This window comes from Rhizobium leguminosarum bv. viciae, from assembly GCF_012276115.1.
Taxonomy (GTDB): Bacteria; Pseudomonadota; Alphaproteobacteria; order Rhizobiales; family Rhizobiaceae; genus Rhizobium; species Rhizobium leguminosarum_T.
Map to the genome: position 1 here is coordinate 205,876 of NZ_WIEU01000011.1, position 16,819 is coordinate 222,694.

At 60.4% G+C, this 16,819-nt stretch carries 17 protein-coding genes; 14 read left to right on the forward strand and 3 right to left on the reverse strand.

Annotated features, from left to right (window positions below; genetic code table 11):
* Positions 1–783: a TatD family hydrolase gene (locus GFM02_RS20345; protein WP_168322579.1), complete on the forward strand. Its 783-nt coding sequence runs from the start codon at positions 1–3 to the stop codon at positions 781–783.
* A 4-nt stretch (positions 784–787) separates the two neighbouring features.
* The gene (locus GFM02_RS20350) at positions 788–1,606 is read left to right on the forward strand and encodes an MBL fold metallo-hydrolase (protein WP_168322580.1); all 819 of its coding nucleotides are present in this window, start codon (positions 788–790) and stop codon (positions 1,604–1,606) included.
* Here GFM02_RS20350 and GFM02_RS20355 read toward each other — a convergent pair.
* On the reverse strand, positions 1,603–2,229 hold the full coding sequence (locus GFM02_RS20355; RefSeq protein ID WP_168322581.1) for a TerC family protein: 627 nt from the start codon (positions 2,227–2,229) through the stop codon (positions 1,603–1,605). The genes GFM02_RS20350 and GFM02_RS20355 overlap by 4 nt on opposite strands.
* A 258-nt stretch (positions 2,230–2,487) precedes the next feature.
* On the opposite strand from GFM02_RS20355, the gene GFM02_RS20360 reads away from it, so the two are divergent.
* Positions 2,488–3,165 (forward strand): hypothetical protein, encoded by a 678-nt coding sequence (locus GFM02_RS20360; protein WP_020049988.1) that lies wholly within the window; start codon positions 2,488–2,490, stop codon positions 3,163–3,165.
* Between the two features lie 66 nt (positions 3,166–3,231).
* Positions 3,232–3,609: a hypothetical protein gene (locus GFM02_RS20365; RefSeq protein ID WP_026265253.1), complete on the forward strand. Its 378-nt coding sequence runs from the start codon at positions 3,232–3,234 to the stop codon at positions 3,607–3,609.
* Between the two features lie 101 nt (positions 3,610–3,710).
* On the opposite strand, the gene GFM02_RS20370 is transcribed toward GFM02_RS20365, so the two are convergent.
* Positions 3,711–4,973, reverse strand: coding sequence for an MgtC/SapB family protein (locus GFM02_RS20370; protein WP_168272176.1), 1,263 nt, complete (start codon positions 4,971–4,973; stop codon positions 3,711–3,713).
* Positions 4,974–5,284: 311 nt separating this feature from the next.
* Here GFM02_RS20370 and GFM02_RS20375 point away from each other — a divergent pair, with 311 nt between their 5' ends.
* The 6 genes from GFM02_RS20375 to GFM02_RS20400 all read left to right on the forward strand — a co-directional run bounded on the left by GFM02_RS20375 (position 5,285) and on the right by GFM02_RS20400 (position 10,907).
* Positions 5,285–6,106 carry a universal stress protein gene (locus tag GFM02_RS20375; RefSeq protein ID WP_168304262.1) on the forward strand — a complete coding sequence of 274 codons (822 nt, stop codon included), beginning with the start codon at positions 5,285–5,287 and terminating at the stop codon, positions 6,104–6,106.
* 447 nt (positions 6,107–6,553) lie between these two features.
* The gene (locus GFM02_RS20380) at positions 6,554–7,333 is read left to right on the forward strand and encodes a LamB/YcsF family protein (protein ID WP_168304261.1); all 780 of its coding nucleotides are present in this window, start codon (positions 6,554–6,556) and stop codon (positions 7,331–7,333) included.
* A gap of 45 nt (positions 7,334–7,378) precedes the next feature.
* Positions 7,379–8,086: a 5-oxoprolinase subunit B family protein gene (locus GFM02_RS20385; RefSeq protein WP_348643982.1), complete on the forward strand. Its 708-nt coding sequence runs from the start codon at positions 7,379–7,381 to the stop codon at positions 8,084–8,086.
* A complete protein-coding gene (locus tag GFM02_RS20390) occupies positions 8,074–9,030 on the forward strand; it encodes a 5-oxoprolinase/urea amidolyase family protein (RefSeq protein WP_168322582.1) in 957 nt (318 codons plus the stop codon). The genes GFM02_RS20385 and GFM02_RS20390 overlap by 13 nt, the downstream gene beginning before the upstream one ends.
* A gap of 111 nt (positions 9,031–9,141) precedes the next feature.
* Positions 9,142–9,834, forward strand: coding sequence for a DUF599 domain-containing protein (locus GFM02_RS20395; protein ID WP_168322583.1), 693 nt, complete (start codon positions 9,142–9,144; stop codon positions 9,832–9,834).
* Positions 9,835–9,995: 161 nt separating this feature from the next.
* Positions 9,996–10,907, forward strand: a complete 912-nt coding sequence (locus GFM02_RS20400) for a LysR family transcriptional regulator (RefSeq protein WP_168322584.1) — start codon at positions 9,996–9,998, stop codon at positions 10,905–10,907.
* Here the strand turns inward: GFM02_RS20400 and GFM02_RS20405 are convergent.
* Positions 10,896–11,843 (reverse strand): alpha/beta fold hydrolase, encoded by a 948-nt coding sequence (locus GFM02_RS20405; RefSeq protein ID WP_168322592.1) that lies wholly within the window; start codon positions 11,841–11,843, stop codon positions 10,896–10,898. The genes GFM02_RS20400 and GFM02_RS20405 overlap by 12 nt on opposite strands.
* 303 nt (positions 11,844–12,146) lie before the next feature.
* Here GFM02_RS20405 and GFM02_RS20410 point away from each other — a divergent pair, with 303 nt between their 5' ends.
* The 4 genes from GFM02_RS20410 to GFM02_RS20425 all read left to right on the forward strand — a co-directional run.
* The gene (locus tag GFM02_RS20410; RefSeq protein ID WP_168322585.1) at positions 12,147–12,590 is read left to right on the forward strand and encodes a VOC family protein; all 444 of its coding nucleotides are present in this window, start codon (positions 12,147–12,149) and stop codon (positions 12,588–12,590) included.
* A gap of 68 nt (positions 12,591–12,658) precedes the next feature.
* Positions 12,659–13,969 carry an epoxide hydrolase family protein gene (locus GFM02_RS20415; RefSeq protein WP_168322586.1) on the forward strand — a complete coding sequence of 437 codons (1,311 nt, stop codon included), beginning with the start codon at positions 12,659–12,661 and terminating at the stop codon, positions 13,967–13,969.
* 128 nt (positions 13,970–14,097) lie between these two features.
* Positions 14,098–16,248: a mechanosensitive ion channel domain-containing protein gene (locus GFM02_RS20420; RefSeq protein WP_168322587.1), complete on the forward strand. Its 2,151-nt coding sequence runs from the start codon at positions 14,098–14,100 to the stop codon at positions 16,246–16,248.
* A gap of 360 nt (positions 16,249–16,608) precedes the next feature.
* A partial coding sequence (locus GFM02_RS20425; RefSeq protein WP_168322588.1) for a helix-turn-helix domain-containing protein occupies positions 16,609–16,819 on the forward strand: 211 nt, incomplete at its 3' end.

Below are 16,819 nucleotides of genomic sequence, written 5' to 3' on the forward strand. Positions count from 1 at the left end.
GTGCTGATCGACACGCATTGCCATCTTGATTTCGCCGACTTCGAGGCGGAGCGGGACGAGATCGTCGCGCGCGCCCATTCTGCCGGTGTCAAGCAGATGGTGACGATCTCGACGCGGGTGCGCAAGCTCGAGGCGCTGCTTGCAATCACCCAGAAGTATCCCTCGGTGTTCTGCTCGGTCGGCACCCATCCGAACAATGCAAATGAAGAGCTGGATATCCAGACGGACGAGCTGGTCCGGCTTGCCAATGCCCATGAGAAGGTGGTGGCGATCGGCGAGGCCGGTCTCGACTATTTCTACGACACGCAAAAGCCCGAGGACCAGCAGACCGGCTTTCGCCGGCATATCGCGGCGGCGCGCGAGACGCAGCTGCCGCTCGTCATCCACAGCCGCAGCGCCGACGAGGACATGGCGGATATGCTGACCGAGGAAAGCGGGAAGGGGGCCTTCCCCTTCATTCTCCACTGCTTCTCCGCAGGCCCGGAACTTGCCAAGACCGGCGTCGCGCTCGGCGGCTATATCTCCTTCTCGGGCATCCTGACCTTCCCGAAGTCGGACGAGCTGCGCGAGATCGCCAAGACGATCCCGCTTGATCGGCTGCTTGTGGAAACGGACGCACCGTATCTCGCGCCGAAGCGCTGGCGCGGCAAGCGCAACGAGCCGTCCTATGTCGTCAACACGGCCGAGGTGCTCGCCGATACGATCGGCCTTGCCACCGAAGAGGTCGCGCGGATCACGACGGAGAACGCTTTCCGGTTGTTCTCGAAGATGCCGAGGATCTAGCGGCGTGCTCTACCGGCGGCGTTTCACCATTCTCGGCTGTTCGTCGTCACCGGGCGTGCCGCGCATCACCGGCGACTGGGGCGCTTGCAATCCCGACAATCCGAAGAACCGGCGCACGCGCGCTGCCTTCATGGTGCAGCAATTCGCGCCCGATGGCGGTGTCACCACCGTCGTCATCGACACCGGGCCGGATTTTCGCGAGCAGATGATCAGGGCAGGGGCCGACCATGTCGACGCCGTGCTCTACAGCCATCCACATGCGGATCATATTCATGGCATCGACGATCTGCGCGGCTATTTTCACAATACGCGCCGCCGGGTGCCGATCTTTGCCGACCAATTTACTATGGACAGATTGCGGGAAGCCTTCGGCTATTGCCTGGAAACGCCGCCGGGCAGCAATTACCCGCCGATCGTGCTGCCTGTTGTCATCGAAAACCTCGACGCGCCCGTCGAAATCCATGGTCCCGGCGGAATGATCGCCTTCCATCCGCATATTCAGCAGCATGGGGATATCCACTCGCTCGGCTTCCGCATCGGCGATGTGGCTTATTGCAGCGATATCAGCGATTTCCCGCCGCAGACCGTCGAGAAGCTTCAGAATCTCGAGATGCTGATCATCGACGCGCTGCAATATACCTACCATCCGAGCCATCTGTCGCTGGAACAGTCGCTCGACTGGATCGGCCGGCTGAAGCCCAAACGGGCGATCCTTACCCATATGCACACGCCGCTCGACTACGACGTGGTGATGGCTGAGACGCCGGACCATGTGGTGCCGGCGTATGACCAGATGAGTTTTGAGACCGAGGTCAGGATTTAGAGCTTGAACCCGCTCGCTTGCACGTAGGGCAGCAGTTCGACGCCGCCGCGATGGATCATGTCGAGCGAGACATAGAGGATGATCAGCAGGCCGACATAGGCGATCCAGCGATGGTTGGAGAGCAGGCGGGCGATCAGGTTTGCGGCAATACCCATCAGCGCGATCGACAGAGCAAGACCGATGACCAGCACGCTCGGATGTTCGCGCGCAGCACCGGCAACGGCCAGCACGTTGTCGAGGGACATCGAGACGTCGGCAATGACGATCTGGGTCGCCGCCTGGAAGAAGGTCTTTTTCGCCGCGCCTTCGCCACCCACCGCTCCGTGATTTTCGCCATGGCCGGCGCGAAGCTCGCGCCACATCTTCCAGCAGACCCAGAGCAGCAGCAGGCCGCCGGCCAGCAGCAGGCCGACGATCGCCAGCAGATAGACTGCGACGCTGGCAAAGAGAATACGCAGAACGGTCGCGGCCACAATGCCGACGACGATCGCCTTGCGGCGCTGCGTCGCCTCGAGGCCGGCAGCGGCAAGACCGATAACCACGGCGTTGTCGCCGGCGAGAACGAGGTCGATAGCAATGACCTGCAGCAAAGCCGTCAGACCGGCTGCCGTAAACATGTCCATATGAATTATCCCCAATGCGTCAAAGCCGTGCTAGCGTCTCGAAGGTTTGACGTCAACCGCTGAGAGATTTCGCAAGCGGCGTAATTTGCGAGTCTGCGCGCCGAAATGGCAGGCGGCGATGAAACAGCAGGCGATACGGCGGAGCATCGCCATTCCCTTGGAACATTCAACTCAGCCGCCGGTTCTTCAAGTCAGGAAACCAGACTTCGGCCAAACTTCGGATTGGCGGCTGGATCCAGACATCGAGAGGACAGTCCCATGGGCAGCATTTACAATGACACCAACCCGGCCTTTTCAGGCCCGACAGGCGGCAGCAGCCTTGCCGCATTTTTTGACAACCGATCGGACGCCGAATCCGCCGTCTCCCGTCTTGAGGACGCAGGCGTGCCGGTTGCGAGAATAAGGCTGATGCCCGGATATGAGGCGGGCGCAAAAAATACCGGCGCGATGAGCGAAGACCGCAGCGGCTTCTTCGACGCGCTGGCAGACTTCTTCTTCCCCGACGAGGATCGTGCGGTCTATGCAGAAGGGTTGCGGCGAGGCGGTTTCCTCGTTCAGGTCAATGATGTCGATGACGCGCTCTACGAGACCGTCCACGATATTCTGGACGACGAGGGCAGCATCGACATGGATGAGCGCGCGGATCTCTGGTCGTTGGAGGACAGACAGCAAGGCGCGTCCAATACCGGTTTTGCCGGATCGCCGCAGGGCGGCAAAGCCTCGGAAAATCTCGCCGTGTCCGAGAGCGCATTCGACGATGCGCGCCCGGGGGCAATGCGGGACACCGCGCATGGAAGCGCCAAGGTGCGTGCCTATACCTTGCCCGACCCTGGCACGACGTCATCGGACGAAACCAATCGGCAATCCCAAGGCCAGTCCCAAACCCAATCGCAAGGCGGATCTCATCAGAGCCAGGGTTTCCGACGCGACCATTGATATCACGAGGCCCGGCCGCAATGCCGGGCCTCGTTTCTTCTCGCTCAACTATTCGAGGACATGTCGATGCAATCATCCATCAACCGCCACGGCCTTGCGCCTGACCCCGACGAACTGATCGCGGAAGGTGATCTGCCTTTTGCCGATGCCGCGGAGCAGACGGCGCGTGAAAAGGCCGACGAGAGCCTGAACGCTCTGCAGCATGAGATCAGGTTGCTGAATGCCCGCATAGGCGTGCTGCGCGAGGATGCCGAAGCGGCGCTGAAAGCCAAGGCTGTATCGGTCGATGCAAGCGCTCATGTCCAGCTTGGCGATTATCCCTGGCTGAAACTTGCCGCGGCGATCGGCGCAACCTTCATTGCAGCCAGGCTGGTTCGGCGTCTTCCGCTCGGCGTCCTGCTTGCGGGATTTGCCGGCCATCTCTCGGAGGCAAGACCGCGGTGACGATCGCTAATGGCGGCTGCCTGGCGCGGACGAATATCGTTCCAGGCACTGATTGATGGACGAACGTCATTGGAGCCGGTGATCGATATGCGAACAAGCGCTCATGTCAAAACCAAGCCGGCAATTCCGGCCAAGGTCGCGACACCGCCTGCGATCGCGAAACGAACCGCATAGGCGATGCTCCCCATACTTGCTGCAAGAACGGCTTTCGCAAGAAAATTGGCGAAAGCGGCGACCGCTATGGCGCGAGCGGCCGCATCCGCGGGCACCTGGATGGATGGCAATTTCGCAACGGCAAGCGTTATCGCATCGAGATCGCCCAGTCCTGTGATGAATGCAAGGGCGATCAGCGACTGAGTTCCAAAGACGATCAAGGTCATTCGCGTCAGGACTGTCACGACGGCGAGAACGAGCGCGAAGCGCAGCACGACCATCACCTCGAGTGGGTTTCGGGGTGAAAAATCGGTGCTGTCATCCGGGCGCTGCAGCAATGCGGCGAAGCCGCCTGCTATGGCGAGGATGGCAGCAGCCGGAGCGAGTAATGGAGCAAGATCACTGAAAACAGCTGGTGCAATGACGCCGCAAATCAAAAGCACGCGGGCGAGAGAAACGGCTCCCGCCAGCATTGCTCCCGCTGAGAGGAGTGGCGAGAGGGCAGGCATCTGCTTCGACTGACGGGCGAAGGAAAGCGTCAGCGCCGTCGAGGAAACGATGCCGCCGCTGGCCCCGGTCAGCAGTATTCCGGCGCGGGCGCCGCTCAGCTTGATGAGGGTATAACCGGCAAAGGAAACGGCTCCCACCAGGATCGTCATCATCCAAAGCTCGAAAGGATTGATTGTCTGCCAAGGATCAATCGGTTCGTTGGGAAGGATCGGGAGGATGACGATGGTCATCGTCAGCAGGATCAGGGCGGCCCTGAGCTCGAGCCAGGTCAATCGGCGAAGAAATCCATGCAACGGCTCCCGCGCTGCAAGAAGGGCGGTTATTGCCACAGCGCTTGCGGCCGTTACCGTCATATCCGCCACAACCGCGCCAAAGCCCAGCGCAAAGACCGCCAAGGCCGCAATGGTGCCGGTGGCGCTGTAATCCTCTTCTTGTGCCGCCTGCATGCGGCTGAAGAGGAGAACCGTAATGCAAAAGAATATAAAGATAGCTGTCGGCAGAATCGGCCCTGTCACAGGCTGGAGGAAACCGCAGAAACCGCCGAGGAAACTTGACAAGCCATAGGTGCGGATACCGGCCACTCTTTTGCCTGGCGCAGCCTCACGATCCTGCCAGCCGCGCTCAATGCCGACAAGAATGCCGATTGCAAGCGCGAGGCTGAGGCGCTGGAATGCTTCTGTCGTCACCAATGATGTCATCATCCGACGGGTCCAGGCGCGCCAACCGATTCATCGAAGGCAGCTGCGCCGTATATGCCATTGCTGTTCACCCGCAAGCTGCTACTCAGCGGCGTCCGGACGGGTTTGCTCCGTGAAGTGCTGATATTCAATCGGGCTTCGCACTTCATCGCTTAACACGGATCTTTGCCGCTTCGCCCAACGAATTCCGCTTGCTTCCTAGGACGGTCAATATCACGCTCGCACTTTCGCGGTGGAGCGACCTTGATCTTCGTCAAAGCGCGGGAGACACCTCTGCGCTATAATAATCTCCAACCATTCGGAGGACATCAGCCGTGAAAGCGCAATTCCATTTACCGCTGGCCACCTATCCAGACGCAAGCTCTTTCTCGCTCCTTCAGAACGCTGTCGCTGTTTCCCTTCACCAGAAGGCCGGGTTGACGGCAAGTATACCGCTGGTCAGGATCGAACCCTTTCAGCCGCGATTTCCGTCACTCATTGACGTCGACAAAATGCGTGCGGAGGCGGAGCGCTTGAGTAAGGACAATGGAACCGTTCTCGGGCAGACGCTCCGTGATTATGCGAAAAAAGCCGAGGTCGAGGTCGAGATCCAGCCATTCGATGCGAGGGAGCCGTTTGTCGCACAAACTCTTGCCGAGCTGTCGCGCGCATATGATCTTTCCATCTTGGAAGCATCTGAGCTGATGAGGCGGCAGATCGAGAGCGTGCTGTTTGAAAGCGGTAGACCGCTCCTGCTTTTTCCTCCGGATAATTTCTGCGGCCGGATCGAGGCTGTTGCCGTCGCCTGGGATGGAGGAGCCACTGTCGCGCGGGCACTGACAGGCGCCAGATTGTTGCTGGAACAGGTCTCGCGTGTCGTCCTGATTTCCGTTACCGATGATAAGCAGATTGACGAGCGCGCCCGAGACCGCCTTGCAACCGCGCTCCGAAAGGCTGGTCTTGCCGTCGATATCGCAGCCGTGCAAGCGCAGGGAAACTCACCGGCCAGCGTCATTCAAGCTGCCGCCCTGGAACGCAAGGCAGACTTGCTCGTCGCCGGCGCATTCGGCCATTCGAAACTACGCGAATTCCTCTTGGGAGGGGTGACACGGTCGCTGTTGACCCACCTCGAAATGCCCACTCTCCTTTGTCACTAATTCAGAGTGCGCGCGGCGCGTCGCCGATAGCAGCAATATCGCCATCACCGAAAGTCTGATGCCACAACCAACGCTTTGGAAGGAATCAATGAACCTGCGCGACGTCTGAAGGCATCGGCCAAGCTCCTTGACGATCGCTTCAAGCGCATCTGCCGTCGTCCGCAGGCCAATGCCGCCGGGTGGTTAGGTCCCCCGGTTCTTGAGAGAAAACGACGCGCTCGATCAATGACAGGGCGGTCGACCATTTCACCCCCGATCTTAGCCACGTTTCCATCGGACGCAACCGCAAGGACAATACACGGGCCTGCGACCACCACACACTCTCGCCACGCGCAACCAGCGGCGTCGTTTTCTTGACGGGCACGGCGAAGATGTGCTCCACCTCGGCTTCGAGGTTCTAGAATGCGACGAAGCTGACAAGACCGGCGCGAAGGGTTGACGGAAATCATGGCGAAAATCGATCTCAATTCTGATCTGGGGGAGGCGTTTGGACCTTGGCGCATGGGCGACGACAAGGCGATCCTTGACGTTGTCACCAGTGCGAACATCGCATGTGGCGGCCATGCCGGAGATCCGGCGACCATGGTGGAGACGCTTGCCTTGGCCAGCGAACGGGGCGTCGTCGCCGGAGCCCATCCGGGCTTTGCAGATCGCGAGGGTTTCGGACGACGCCTGATCCCCTTGAGCATCCGGGAAGTGGAGCAGCTTGTCGCGACGCAGACCGGCGCGCTGATGGGAGCTGCGGCTCTGGCGGGCGCCCGCGTCCGTTACATCAAACCGCACGGCGCACTCGCCAATTGGGCGGCCGACGAACGGTCGGTCGCCGACGCCATCATCCGCGCAACCCGAGCGGTCTCGCCCGAACTTGCCATACTGGCGATCTCCGGGACAGAGCTGGAACATGCGGCCCGCGATGCCGGGATGACCGTCTTCAGCGAAATTTTTGCCGATCGCGGCTATCTCTCCACGGGTCGGCTCGTTCCACGCAACTTGCCGGGAGCGATGATCGATGATCCCGCGGAGGCAGCTTCGAGATTGATCGGATACCTGTCCAGCGGCCTCATGCCGACGGTCGACGGCGTTCCTATTTCTCTCGATGCGCACTCGATCTGCGTTCATGGGGACAGCCCAGGAGCACTTGCCATGGCCGTCCATGTGCGCCGGGAATTGCAGAAGGCGGGCATCGATGTGGGTCCATTCCTCCAGCCGACGCAGGAAAACAAGTGATGGCCAAAGGCTATCTTATCATTCTGATCGAAGGCGCCGACTGACGTGTCACAGGACCCGTCCGCATCGTCCGGCAGCGTTCCGACCTACCGCCCGGTGGGCGGGCACGCGGTGCTCGTCGAATTCGGCGCGACCATCGATAAACGGATCCACAATCAGGTCGTCAAGCTGGATGCCGCCTTGAAGGCGGCACCCTTTGAAGGATTCGTCGAAGCCGTTCCGGCCTATGCCAGCATTCTCGTATGCTTCGATCCGCTCGTGGCCGATCATCGGACGACGGAGGCGGCCATTGAGGAGCTTCTGGGGGCCGAGGTTCCAGAGACGATCGGAGCGATGCGCGAAGTCGAAGTCTGCTACGATCCTGATCTTGCGCCCGATCTTGCCGCCGTCGCCGAGGCAAGTCGATTATCGCCGGAAGACGTTATATCCGCCCATCTCTCCGGCGACTACAGCGTCTTCATGTACGGCTTCGCTCCAGGATATGCTTACCTCGCAGGCGTGCCCAAAGCCATTCAGCAGCCGAGGAAGCCGGCGCCTATTCGTGGCGTCGCCGCCGGTAGCGTGCTGATCGCCGGTCCGCAATGCCTGGTCAGCACGCTCACCATGCCGACCGGCTGGTGGATCATCGGCCGCTCGCCGACAAAGATCCTCGACGCCACGTCCAGCGACCGTCCGTTCCTTTTCGACGTCGGCGACGCGGTGCGTTTCCGCCGCATATCGAGGGCCGAATTCGACGCGCGGTGCCTCGCATGAGCGAAGCCGTCCTTGCAATCAACTTCGCGGGTCCTCACGTCGCGGTCCAGGACGGAGGGCGTCACGGATTGATGCGTTATGGCGTTCCGGCCTCCGGCCCGATGGACAGGACCTCGTTTGCCGCCGCCAACGTCGCCGTCGGCAATCCTGCCTTTCAGCCCGCAATCGAAGTCTCCATGGGCGGCCTCGTTCTAGACTGCATCTCGGGGGAGGTTACGTTCGCCGTCGCCGGAGGAGGCTTCGTCGTAGAGCATGCCGGCGACAAGCGCGGCGCATGGATGGTCGCCACCTTGAGGGCCGGGGAACGGCTGGCAATTCGTCCCGGACACTGGGGAAGCTGGACGTATCTGGCCTTCGCCGGTCATATCGAGGCGAAGATCTGGCTGGGCAGCATGTCGACGCACAGTCTCTCCGGCCTCGGCGGCGGGCGTCTCGCAGCCGGGCAGACGGTCACCGTCGCCGATCCGGAAGTGCGAGACGGTCGACATGGTCCGATCACATGTCCGGTCATCGCAAGACCGCGATCCGAACTGCGTGTGGTGGTCGGTCCACAGGATCGGTTCTTCTCGAAAGAAACCTTGTCGAATTTCCTTTCGTCGCCTTTCCGCCTGAGCGACGCCTATGACCGCATGGGTATACGCCTCCAAGGTCCGTCGCTTGCGCCAAGCGTCGCGCTGGACATGCCGTCGGAAGCGATCGTGCGGGGCTCGGTGCAGGTCGCCGGAGACGGTGTTCCCACCATTCTGCTGGCCGACCACCAGACGACCGGAGGCTATCCCAAGATCGCCACGGTGGTGGATTCGGATCTGGACGCCTTCGTCCAGTTGCGCCCACGCGACCATATCGGTTTCCTGGCCGTGACACCGCAGCAGGCGATCGAACACATTCGGCTTCGGGCTTCGACGATGTCCCGTTACCTCGCGGCAGTCCGCGACGGACCATGACGCGCGAACATAGGCGTGTCGATCTGAAGGGTAGGGCGGCGATAGCCGCTTGGAGCTGCGGTTCGCTCGAAGTATTGTTCGGAAAAAATCCACATTCGGTTCGGGGGCACCATGGATTTTCTGAACGTCGCGGCGATCTTTTTCTTCCTTCTCGTCTGGGTGGCCGTCGAGCCTTTGATGGCAGCGGGGTGGCCGAGGAAGAACGACAGCCTTTCCATGGATATGGTGCGCATTCGCGCCGCCTGGATGCGGGAGGTGCTGACGCGAGACAACAACTTCATCGGCGATGCCGCGATCCTTGGGCACACGATCAATTCGGCGTCCTTCTTCGGCTCCGCCAATCTTATCGTCATCGTCGGGCTCAGCGGCGCGCTGTTCATGGAGCCGAACTATGGATCGGGTGGCGGCCTGATCGCGATGTTTGCGGCTCAGGACCCGGCATGGTTTTTCCAGTGCAAGGTCCTCCTGATCATGGCGACGCTGCTGCGGGGCCTATCCGATTTCATCTGGGCGGTCCGGCAGATCAACTACTGCCTGGCGGCGATCGGGGCGAGCCCATCCCGCGATGAGGAGAGGGACATCGGCGGCTGGACGAATGCCCTGACCCTGGTTTTGAACCCGGCGCTTCGATCGTTCAGCGTCGGTGTTCGGTCTTATTACTTCACCTTCGCAGCCGCCTTCTGGTTTCTCGGGCCAATCCCCTTCGCTGTTGCGACCATCCTCAGCGTCGGCGTGTTGATCTGGCGTCAATCCTGGTCGGATGCTGCAAAGGGGATCATGGCCATACGCAAGCTGCTTGACTAGAACAGGATGATTTCAGGCGCGGTCGGCCTAAAATTTGAATCCTGTTCTAAATCTAAGAGTTAGAGCATGATGTCGTCCGAAAAACGCACACACTTTTCGGCATCATGTTCTAAAGCCTAGCCTTAGGCTGGGTTGCACATAAGCGGTATTGGCGGTGTCCGATGGATCGTCTCGAAGCGATGCGCATATTGCTGGCGGTCGTCGACGCCGGGAGTATCTCGGCCGGCAGCAGGAAGCTCAACGCGCCATTGCCCAGCGTCAGCCGCAAGGTAGCCGAACTTGAGCGGCAGCTTGGGGCAAACCTCATCGTCCGCACCAGCCGCAATCTGCAGCTCACCGATGCCGGGCGCGACTATGTTGACGCCGCTCGAAAGATCATGGCGGATCTCGATGAGGCCGAACGAAGAGCGTCCGGGGAATACCAGACGCCCAGAGGCGTGCTGACGATCACGATGCCGATCGAATACGGGAGCCGATACGTGCTGCCGATTGCGCTGAGTTTCATGGACAAATACCCGGAGGTGTCGCTGAACCTTCTGTCGCTCGACCGCACGGTTGATCTCGTGTCCGAGCAGGTGGATATCGCGATCCGTCTCGGCGACCTCGCCGACAGCGCCCTCCATGCCGCCAAGGTCGGGGAATTCCGCCTGCTGACCTGCGCGAGCCCTGCCTATCTCAAGCGGCATGGCATGCCCGAGCGTCCCGGCGATCTCATCGATTGCGACGGGATCATCTTCAACAAGCGAACATTCTTCTGGACATTCGACGTCGACGGCACGCCGATAGAGGCGGCGCCCCGCAACCGGCTCGAGGTGAATACGGCGGCGAACTGTGTTGCGGCGGCGGTCGGCGGGGCGGGGATCGCGCGGCTGTTCGACTATCAGATTCCAGACGAGCTGGCGTCCGGCGCGCTCGTTCCCATCCTCCGCGATTTCGACGGCCCACCCCAGCCCATTCATATCGTCTACGCGCGACAGGGGCTTCTCGCGTTAAAAATACGGGCTTTCGTCGACTGGGCACTGCCGCGGCTGCGCGCGCATCCTCATGAAGATAATCAAACATTATCTGAATGATGCATAGATCTCCTCAACTGTTTGTTTCGGGTTCTGAAGGTGCGGAAAGTGACCAATGCCTGGCAGGACGTCGCCTTTTGCGCCGATCTTGCCAGCGAACTCGATGCCCATCTCGCTGCTGATATAGATGTCCTTCTCGCCCCAGATCACTTTCACGGGCGTTTTCAGCCGGTCGAGGTTGGCCTCCAGGTAATGCTGATCGCGCGTAAAATTCGCGTAGTAGTGGGCGAAGGCGTCCGCCGACGTGACGCCGTCACGGCTCCACGAATGGCTCATGTCTTGCTGGACGTCGATCGGCAGATCGAATTGCTCCGCGGGTGAGAGGCCGCGCCTGTGCACGTTCTGAAGGATCTCGTCGCTCGTCTTGTTCATGTAGGCGCGGGTCGGCGAGGCGGTCGGTTCGGCTTTGAGATTCTGCAGGTTCTCCCACATGTAGTGCGGCCGGTCAAACGGCGCGAAGTCTCCGACGATGATCTGCCTGGCGATCGTCGGCTCATCGAGAGCAACCAGCAGAACGGGGAGGGCAGCGATATCAGTCGCATAGATCACGAGCTTCGACCGGTCGATGCCTGCCCGCTCGATATAGGCCTTCAACACTCGGGCGTACGCCCTCGGCGCATAAGAAAACCGTTCCGAAGCCGGGCGCGACGACTGCCCGTAGCCCGGCCAATCGAAGGCATGGACGTCGTAATCGCGTGCAAGCGTTGTCGCGATCTCCTTCCACACCATCAGCGTTTCCGGAAACCCATGCAGGAAAAGCACGGTACCTTTTGACGCGGGGGCGCGGACAATCATCCTCCTCAGCGTCAGGATCTCGTCGATCTCGGTGAAGTCTATGGTGTCTTGCGCGGCTTGCGTAGAAGCGAAGGCTTCAGCCATGTGGGAAGACGGAGTTGCTGCGACTGATGCAGCATTTGCGGTTTTGTCCTTAGACATAGGATGTCCTTTCTGAACGGCGGTCAGCCAAAGCCCAAAAGCCGGCTGTCTCCACAAATAATTGAGCATGGCGTCAGCCCGCAGTAGCCGGAGAAAGTGAGAGGAAGCCTCTCGATGGCGGTAGCGCTGCAACCCGGTTGCTCAAGGCTGACCTCTGAACGAGAGGGTGCCTCTCACTTTCCCGAGGTGCCGGCCGGCCGTCGACCCGCCCAAATATCCACCAGCCGCCGATTTGAGACAGCTCATTGGCGTTTGCTTGCGGAAGGCAGAGCGTCGGCCGCGACAATATAAGGAAGAACTGATATGACTGACATTACCCAAAGCAGACAGGTTGCGGCCACCCCCGACAAGGTCCGCGGCCTCCCGGGCCACGCCACTGTCGGCACGAACGATCTGGATGCCGCCTCGGCATTCTACGACAAGCTTCTGGCCGTGTTCGGGATCGGACGAGTCCTCGTCCAGCCCAACCGAGCCATCTACTACGGTCATCGCACGCTCGAATTCGGCATCATCAAGCCGTTCGACGGCCGCCCTCCCACCGTCGGCAACGGTGGAATGATTGCTTTCGAAGCGCCGTCCCGTTCCAAGGTCGACGAAGCCCATGCAACTGCGTTGGCGGCGGGTGGCTCGGACGAAGGGGCTCCTGGTCCGCGTGGCGAGAACGGCACGGGTCCTTACTGCGCCTATTTTCGCGATCCCGAAGGCAACAAGTTTCTGATCTTTCGTTCCGGCGCGGACGCGGCCTGACGTTTTCCGCATTGAAGCGGGGCAGGGCATCTTTTCCTCTCCTCGATATCACGAAAGGACACGGCATCATGGCAATGCTGAACGTTTTAAAACACCGCGACGTATCGCGCCGCTCGCTGCTGTCAGGCTTTGCCGCAGCCGGCATAACCGCCGTTCTCCTTCCGCGCACGTCCAACGCCGCTGATGTTGTCGGCGTCGTGTCCGAGGAGATCCGACCGTTCAAGGCTGAGGTCTCCGAGGCGGCGCTCGCAGATCTCAGGCGGCGTCTCGCCGAGACTCGGTGGCCCGACGGCGAAACCGTCATGGACCGTTCGCAGGGCGTCCAGCCCGACAGGCTGAAGGAGCTGGTGCGCTACTGGCAGTCGTCTTATGACTGGCGGAAGGCAGAGAGCAGGCTGAATGCCTTTCCGCAGTTTCTCACCACTGTCGATGGACTGGACATCCATTTCATCCATGTCCGCTCCCGTCATGAAAACGCGCTGCCGCTGATCATGACCCACGGCTGGCCAGGTTCGGTCTTCGAGCTGCTTGATGTCATCGGGCCGCTCACCGATCCGACGGCGCATGGCGGCCCGGCTGATGATGCCTTCCATCTGGTGATCCCTTCGATTCCAGGATTCGGCTTCTCCGGCAAACCTCCATCGGCGGGTTGGAACCCCCAGCGGATAGCCGCTGCCTGGGACGTGCTGATGAAGCGACTGCAATATGACCGCTATGTCTCGCAAGGCGGTGACTGGGGCGCGATCATCAGCGACGCCTTGGGTCGCCAGGCGCCCGCTGGGCTGCTCGCGATCCACGTCAACAGGGTCGAGCGTGCGACGACTTTCCCAGCGGACGCAGCGCAGGCTCTTAAAAATGGAGGGCCAGCTCCCGACAGCTTGTCTCAAGATGAAAAGGTCATCTTCGACGAGGCTCGGGACTTCCTCAACAACGGCTTCGGCTACGCAGCGATCATGAGCACGCGACCGGAGACGGTCGGCTACGCTATTGCGGATTCTCCGGTCGGCCTGGCCGCCTGGCTTTACGATAAGATCGCCGACTGGGTGTATACACGCGGCGATCCCGAACAGGCCCTTGGCAAAGATGGCATCCTCGACAACATCACGCTGTACTGGCTGACGAACACCGGCCCTTCCAGCGGTCGCATCTATTGGGAAAACGTCATGTCGGGCGCAAAACTCACGCCCGTCCAAGTCCCGGTCGCCGTCACGGTGTTTCCCGGCGAGGTCTACAAGCCGCCAAAGCACTGGCTGTCGAAGGCCTATCCGAAACTTATCTACTACAACCACGCCTCCAAGGGCGGTCACTTCGCTGCCTGGGAGGAGCCGGAACTCTTCAGTCAGGAGATCAGGGAGGCCTTCAGAAGCTTGCGGTCTTAACCTTTGGTTCGCAGTCTGCGTCCCCGAGACCGGTTCGTCGATTGACGTTGGTCGTGCAACGCTTCACAAAGTCCGAAGTTTCGACCAACCCGGCAAAGCGACGACACCGTCGCGGGGACCACGGCTATATGCGCATCATCGACGACCGTTATCCCCGCCGCAGAGTATGCGCATTCCTGACGCTGATATTTTCAACGCTTCTGCTGGCGAGTGCAAACCCCGCTTCGGCGGCTGAGCCGACCAATTCCTCGACGCCGATCCGGGTTATTATCGAATTGCCGAATGATGATTCCGGACGAGCGCTGGTTAATCGGATCGTTCCGGGCAATCAGGAACCGGCGCAGCCAGTAGCGGTTTCGCAAGAGGCTGCACCGACGTCGCTTGCCACGTCACTACAGGATTTGCGCCAGAGGTTGCTCACACTCGTCGATGCCGTTCCGACTCTTCCCGGGCAGATCCAGTCGGCGATCCGTGTCTTCCAAACGGATGATCGCATCGAACCTGTCGGCCTGATCTTGGCGGTCATACTCTTCGTCGCCGGCGGGTTCGTTGCGCAGCGCCTTGCCTGGTGGTCAGGGCGAGGGCTGCTCCATTTTGTGCTGAACGCGCCTGCCGACACCGTCCGGCAGCGGATCAAGCTCCACGCCGCCCGGCTTTCAATGGGTCTTCTCGCCTTGGTCGGTTATCTGATCGGAAGTCTCGGCGCGTTTATCCTGTTTCCGTGGCCTGCCGTGTTTCGCGATATCGCGCTGATCCTGCTATCAGCCGCGCTCATGGTACGCCTTGGCGTGCTCGTGGGCCGCATTGTCATCGCGCCGGGCGCCCGTTTGCCGCATATGCGGCTTCTGACGCTTGTCACCTCGCTTGCCTGGTTCTGGTACTACTGGCTCCTCGGAATCGTCGCAGTGCTGGCGGCTGGCTGGGCCACCATTGAAGTGATCGGGACGATCCGGGCTTCACCTATCTTGGTCGACCTCTTTACCGCAGCATGGCTTGCTGTCGTTTCAATCGCTTTGATCGTTATGATCTGGCTGCGGCACTTTCGTCCTGACGGGCCGCCCGTGAGCCGGCTGGTCTGTGTCGGCTTCAGCGCGAGCATCCTGCTATCGTGGCTGTTATGGGTATCCGGGCTCCGCGGTGCATTCTGGACAGTTGTCGTCATCACGCTTCTGCCCCTTACCGTTTCGGTGGCTCATGATATCATTCGTCGCATTATTCGATCCGGCGATGAGCAAGCGGTGGAAGATCCGGCTATCGTCGGATGGTCTGTTGTCATCATGCAAACGCTGCGCAACGGTCTGATTGTGGTCGCCGCGCTGCTCATTGCCCGCGCATGGAATGTCAATCTCAGTGATCTCGCCGCAGCCGAAACAGTGACCACGCGCTTGATTCGCGCCGGAATCCGCATCGTGATCGTGCTGCTGGTGACCGACGTAATCTGGAAGCTGGCAAGCACGCTGATCGACAGCCAGATGGCGGTGGCGTCGCGAAGCGAGCAGGGGGGACATCAGGATGGCCCCGAAGCGCGTCGGCGTCAGCGGTTGAATACCCTCCTTCCCATTCTTCGCAATGTGCTGTTCCTGGCGATCGGAGCTGTCGGCTTCCTGATGATCCTGGATGCCGTTGGCATTCAGATCGGACCGCTGCTGGCGGGCGCCGGTGTCGTCGGCATAGCCGTCGGCTTCGGTGCCCAAACACTCGTCAAGGACATCATCTCCGGCGTCTTTTATCTGTTCGACGATGCCTTTCGCATCGGCGAATACATCCAGGCGGCGAAATATAAGGGTACGGTCGAAGGTTTCTCGCTGCGATCGATCCGCTTGCGCCATCACCGCGGTCCGGTCACCATCGTTCCCTTCGGCGAACTTGGCGCGGTGCAAAACCTCAGCCGTGACTGGGTCATCGATATTATTACGCTCACCCTGAACTACGACAGTGACCTCGAGGAGGTCCGCAAGACCATCAAGCGCATCGGCGCTGAGCTTCTGGAGGATGCTGAACTCGGGCCTAATATCATCGAGCCCCTGAAAATGCAGGGGATCGAGCAGATGGCGGATTACGGTGTGCAGATTCGGCTGAAGTTCATGACGAAACCCGGCGAACAGTTCGGCGTTCGCCGAAAGGCCCTTGCCATGCTCAAGAAGACATTCGCAGAAAAAGGCATCCAGTTTGCAACGCCGACCGTCCATGTTTCCGGCGGTCCCGCCGATGCCGCGGCAACCGCTGCCGCCTCGGAACTGCAAAGACCACCGAAAGTCATCCCGACACTTGAGGAATAGCAACGGCGAGTTTTCCGTCAATGCTCAACAGTCTGACCCGGACGTTGCCGCCAGGCACGCGTCGTCCGAGACACGGGCTTCTATAAGAATCTGTTGGCTGGGATCAGCCGCTCAACGAGGCACGTCCGCAGGCAAACTCGTCGATATGCTGGATCGTCCAGGCGCAAATTCGATCGTGGCGATTTTAAAAGAGTGGCTATAAGATGGATGACGAAGGTATGCCATTGTAATCAAATGGCATCCACGTGTTCCATAATCTGTCTTATGCGACTTTTATCTCCACCGCAAAGTTGAAGTGTCCTGTTTCTGCAAAGTTGGAATGTCACACTCCCCGGGTTTTGATGGTGTGGGAGATTGCCGATGGGACTGATAGCGATGAGCGAGCGCGACCTGCAGCGGATCGAGATTTTGTCGAAGGTGATCGCCGGCCGGATGACGCTGGTGTCGGCGGCGCGTGTTCTGGGCTTGAGCGAGCGCCAGGTGCGCCGGCTGTTGGAGCGGATCAGGACGACCGGCGCGGCGTCGATCCGGCACAAGGCGATCGGCCGACCGTCGAACAACAGGATCAGCC

Excerpts from the sequence above, each read along its gene's own strand:
- GFM02_RS20355 (WP_168322581.1), bottom strand. The coding sequence starts at position 2,229 with ATGGACATGTTTACGGCAGCCGGTCTGACGGCTTTGCTGCAGGTCATT.
- GFM02_RS20360 (WP_020049988.1), top strand. The coding sequence starts at position 2,488 with ATGGGCAGCATTTACAATGACACCAACCCGGCCTTTTCAGGCCCGACA.
- GFM02_RS20365 (WP_026265253.1), top strand. The coding sequence starts at position 3,232 with ATGCAATCATCCATCAACCGCCACGGCCTTGCGCCTGACCCCGACGAA.
- GFM02_RS20370 (WP_168272176.1), bottom strand. The coding sequence starts at position 4,973 with ATGATGACATCATTGGTGACGACAGAAGCATTCCAGCGCCTCAGCCTC.
- GFM02_RS20380 (WP_168304261.1), top strand. The coding sequence starts at position 6,554 with ATGGCGAAAATCGATCTCAATTCTGATCTGGGGGAGGCGTTTGGACCT.
- GFM02_RS20395 (WP_168322583.1), top strand. The coding sequence starts at position 9,142 with ATGGATTTTCTGAACGTCGCGGCGATCTTTTTCTTCCTTCTCGTCTGG.
- GFM02_RS20400 (WP_168322584.1), top strand. The coding sequence starts at position 9,996 with ATGGATCGTCTCGAAGCGATGCGCATATTGCTGGCGGTCGTCGACGCC.
- GFM02_RS20405 (WP_168322592.1), bottom strand. The coding sequence starts at position 11,843 with ATGTCTAAGGACAAAACCGCAAATGCTGCATCAGTCGCAGCAACTCCG.
- GFM02_RS20410 (WP_168322585.1), top strand. The coding sequence starts at position 12,147 with ATGACTGACATTACCCAAAGCAGACAGGTTGCGGCCACCCCCGACAAG.
- GFM02_RS20415 (WP_168322586.1), top strand. The coding sequence starts at position 12,659 with ATGGCAATGCTGAACGTTTTAAAACACCGCGACGTATCGCGCCGCTCG.
- GFM02_RS20420 (WP_168322587.1), top strand. The coding sequence starts at position 14,098 with ATGCGCATCATCGACGACCGTTATCCCCGCCGCAGAGTATGCGCATTC.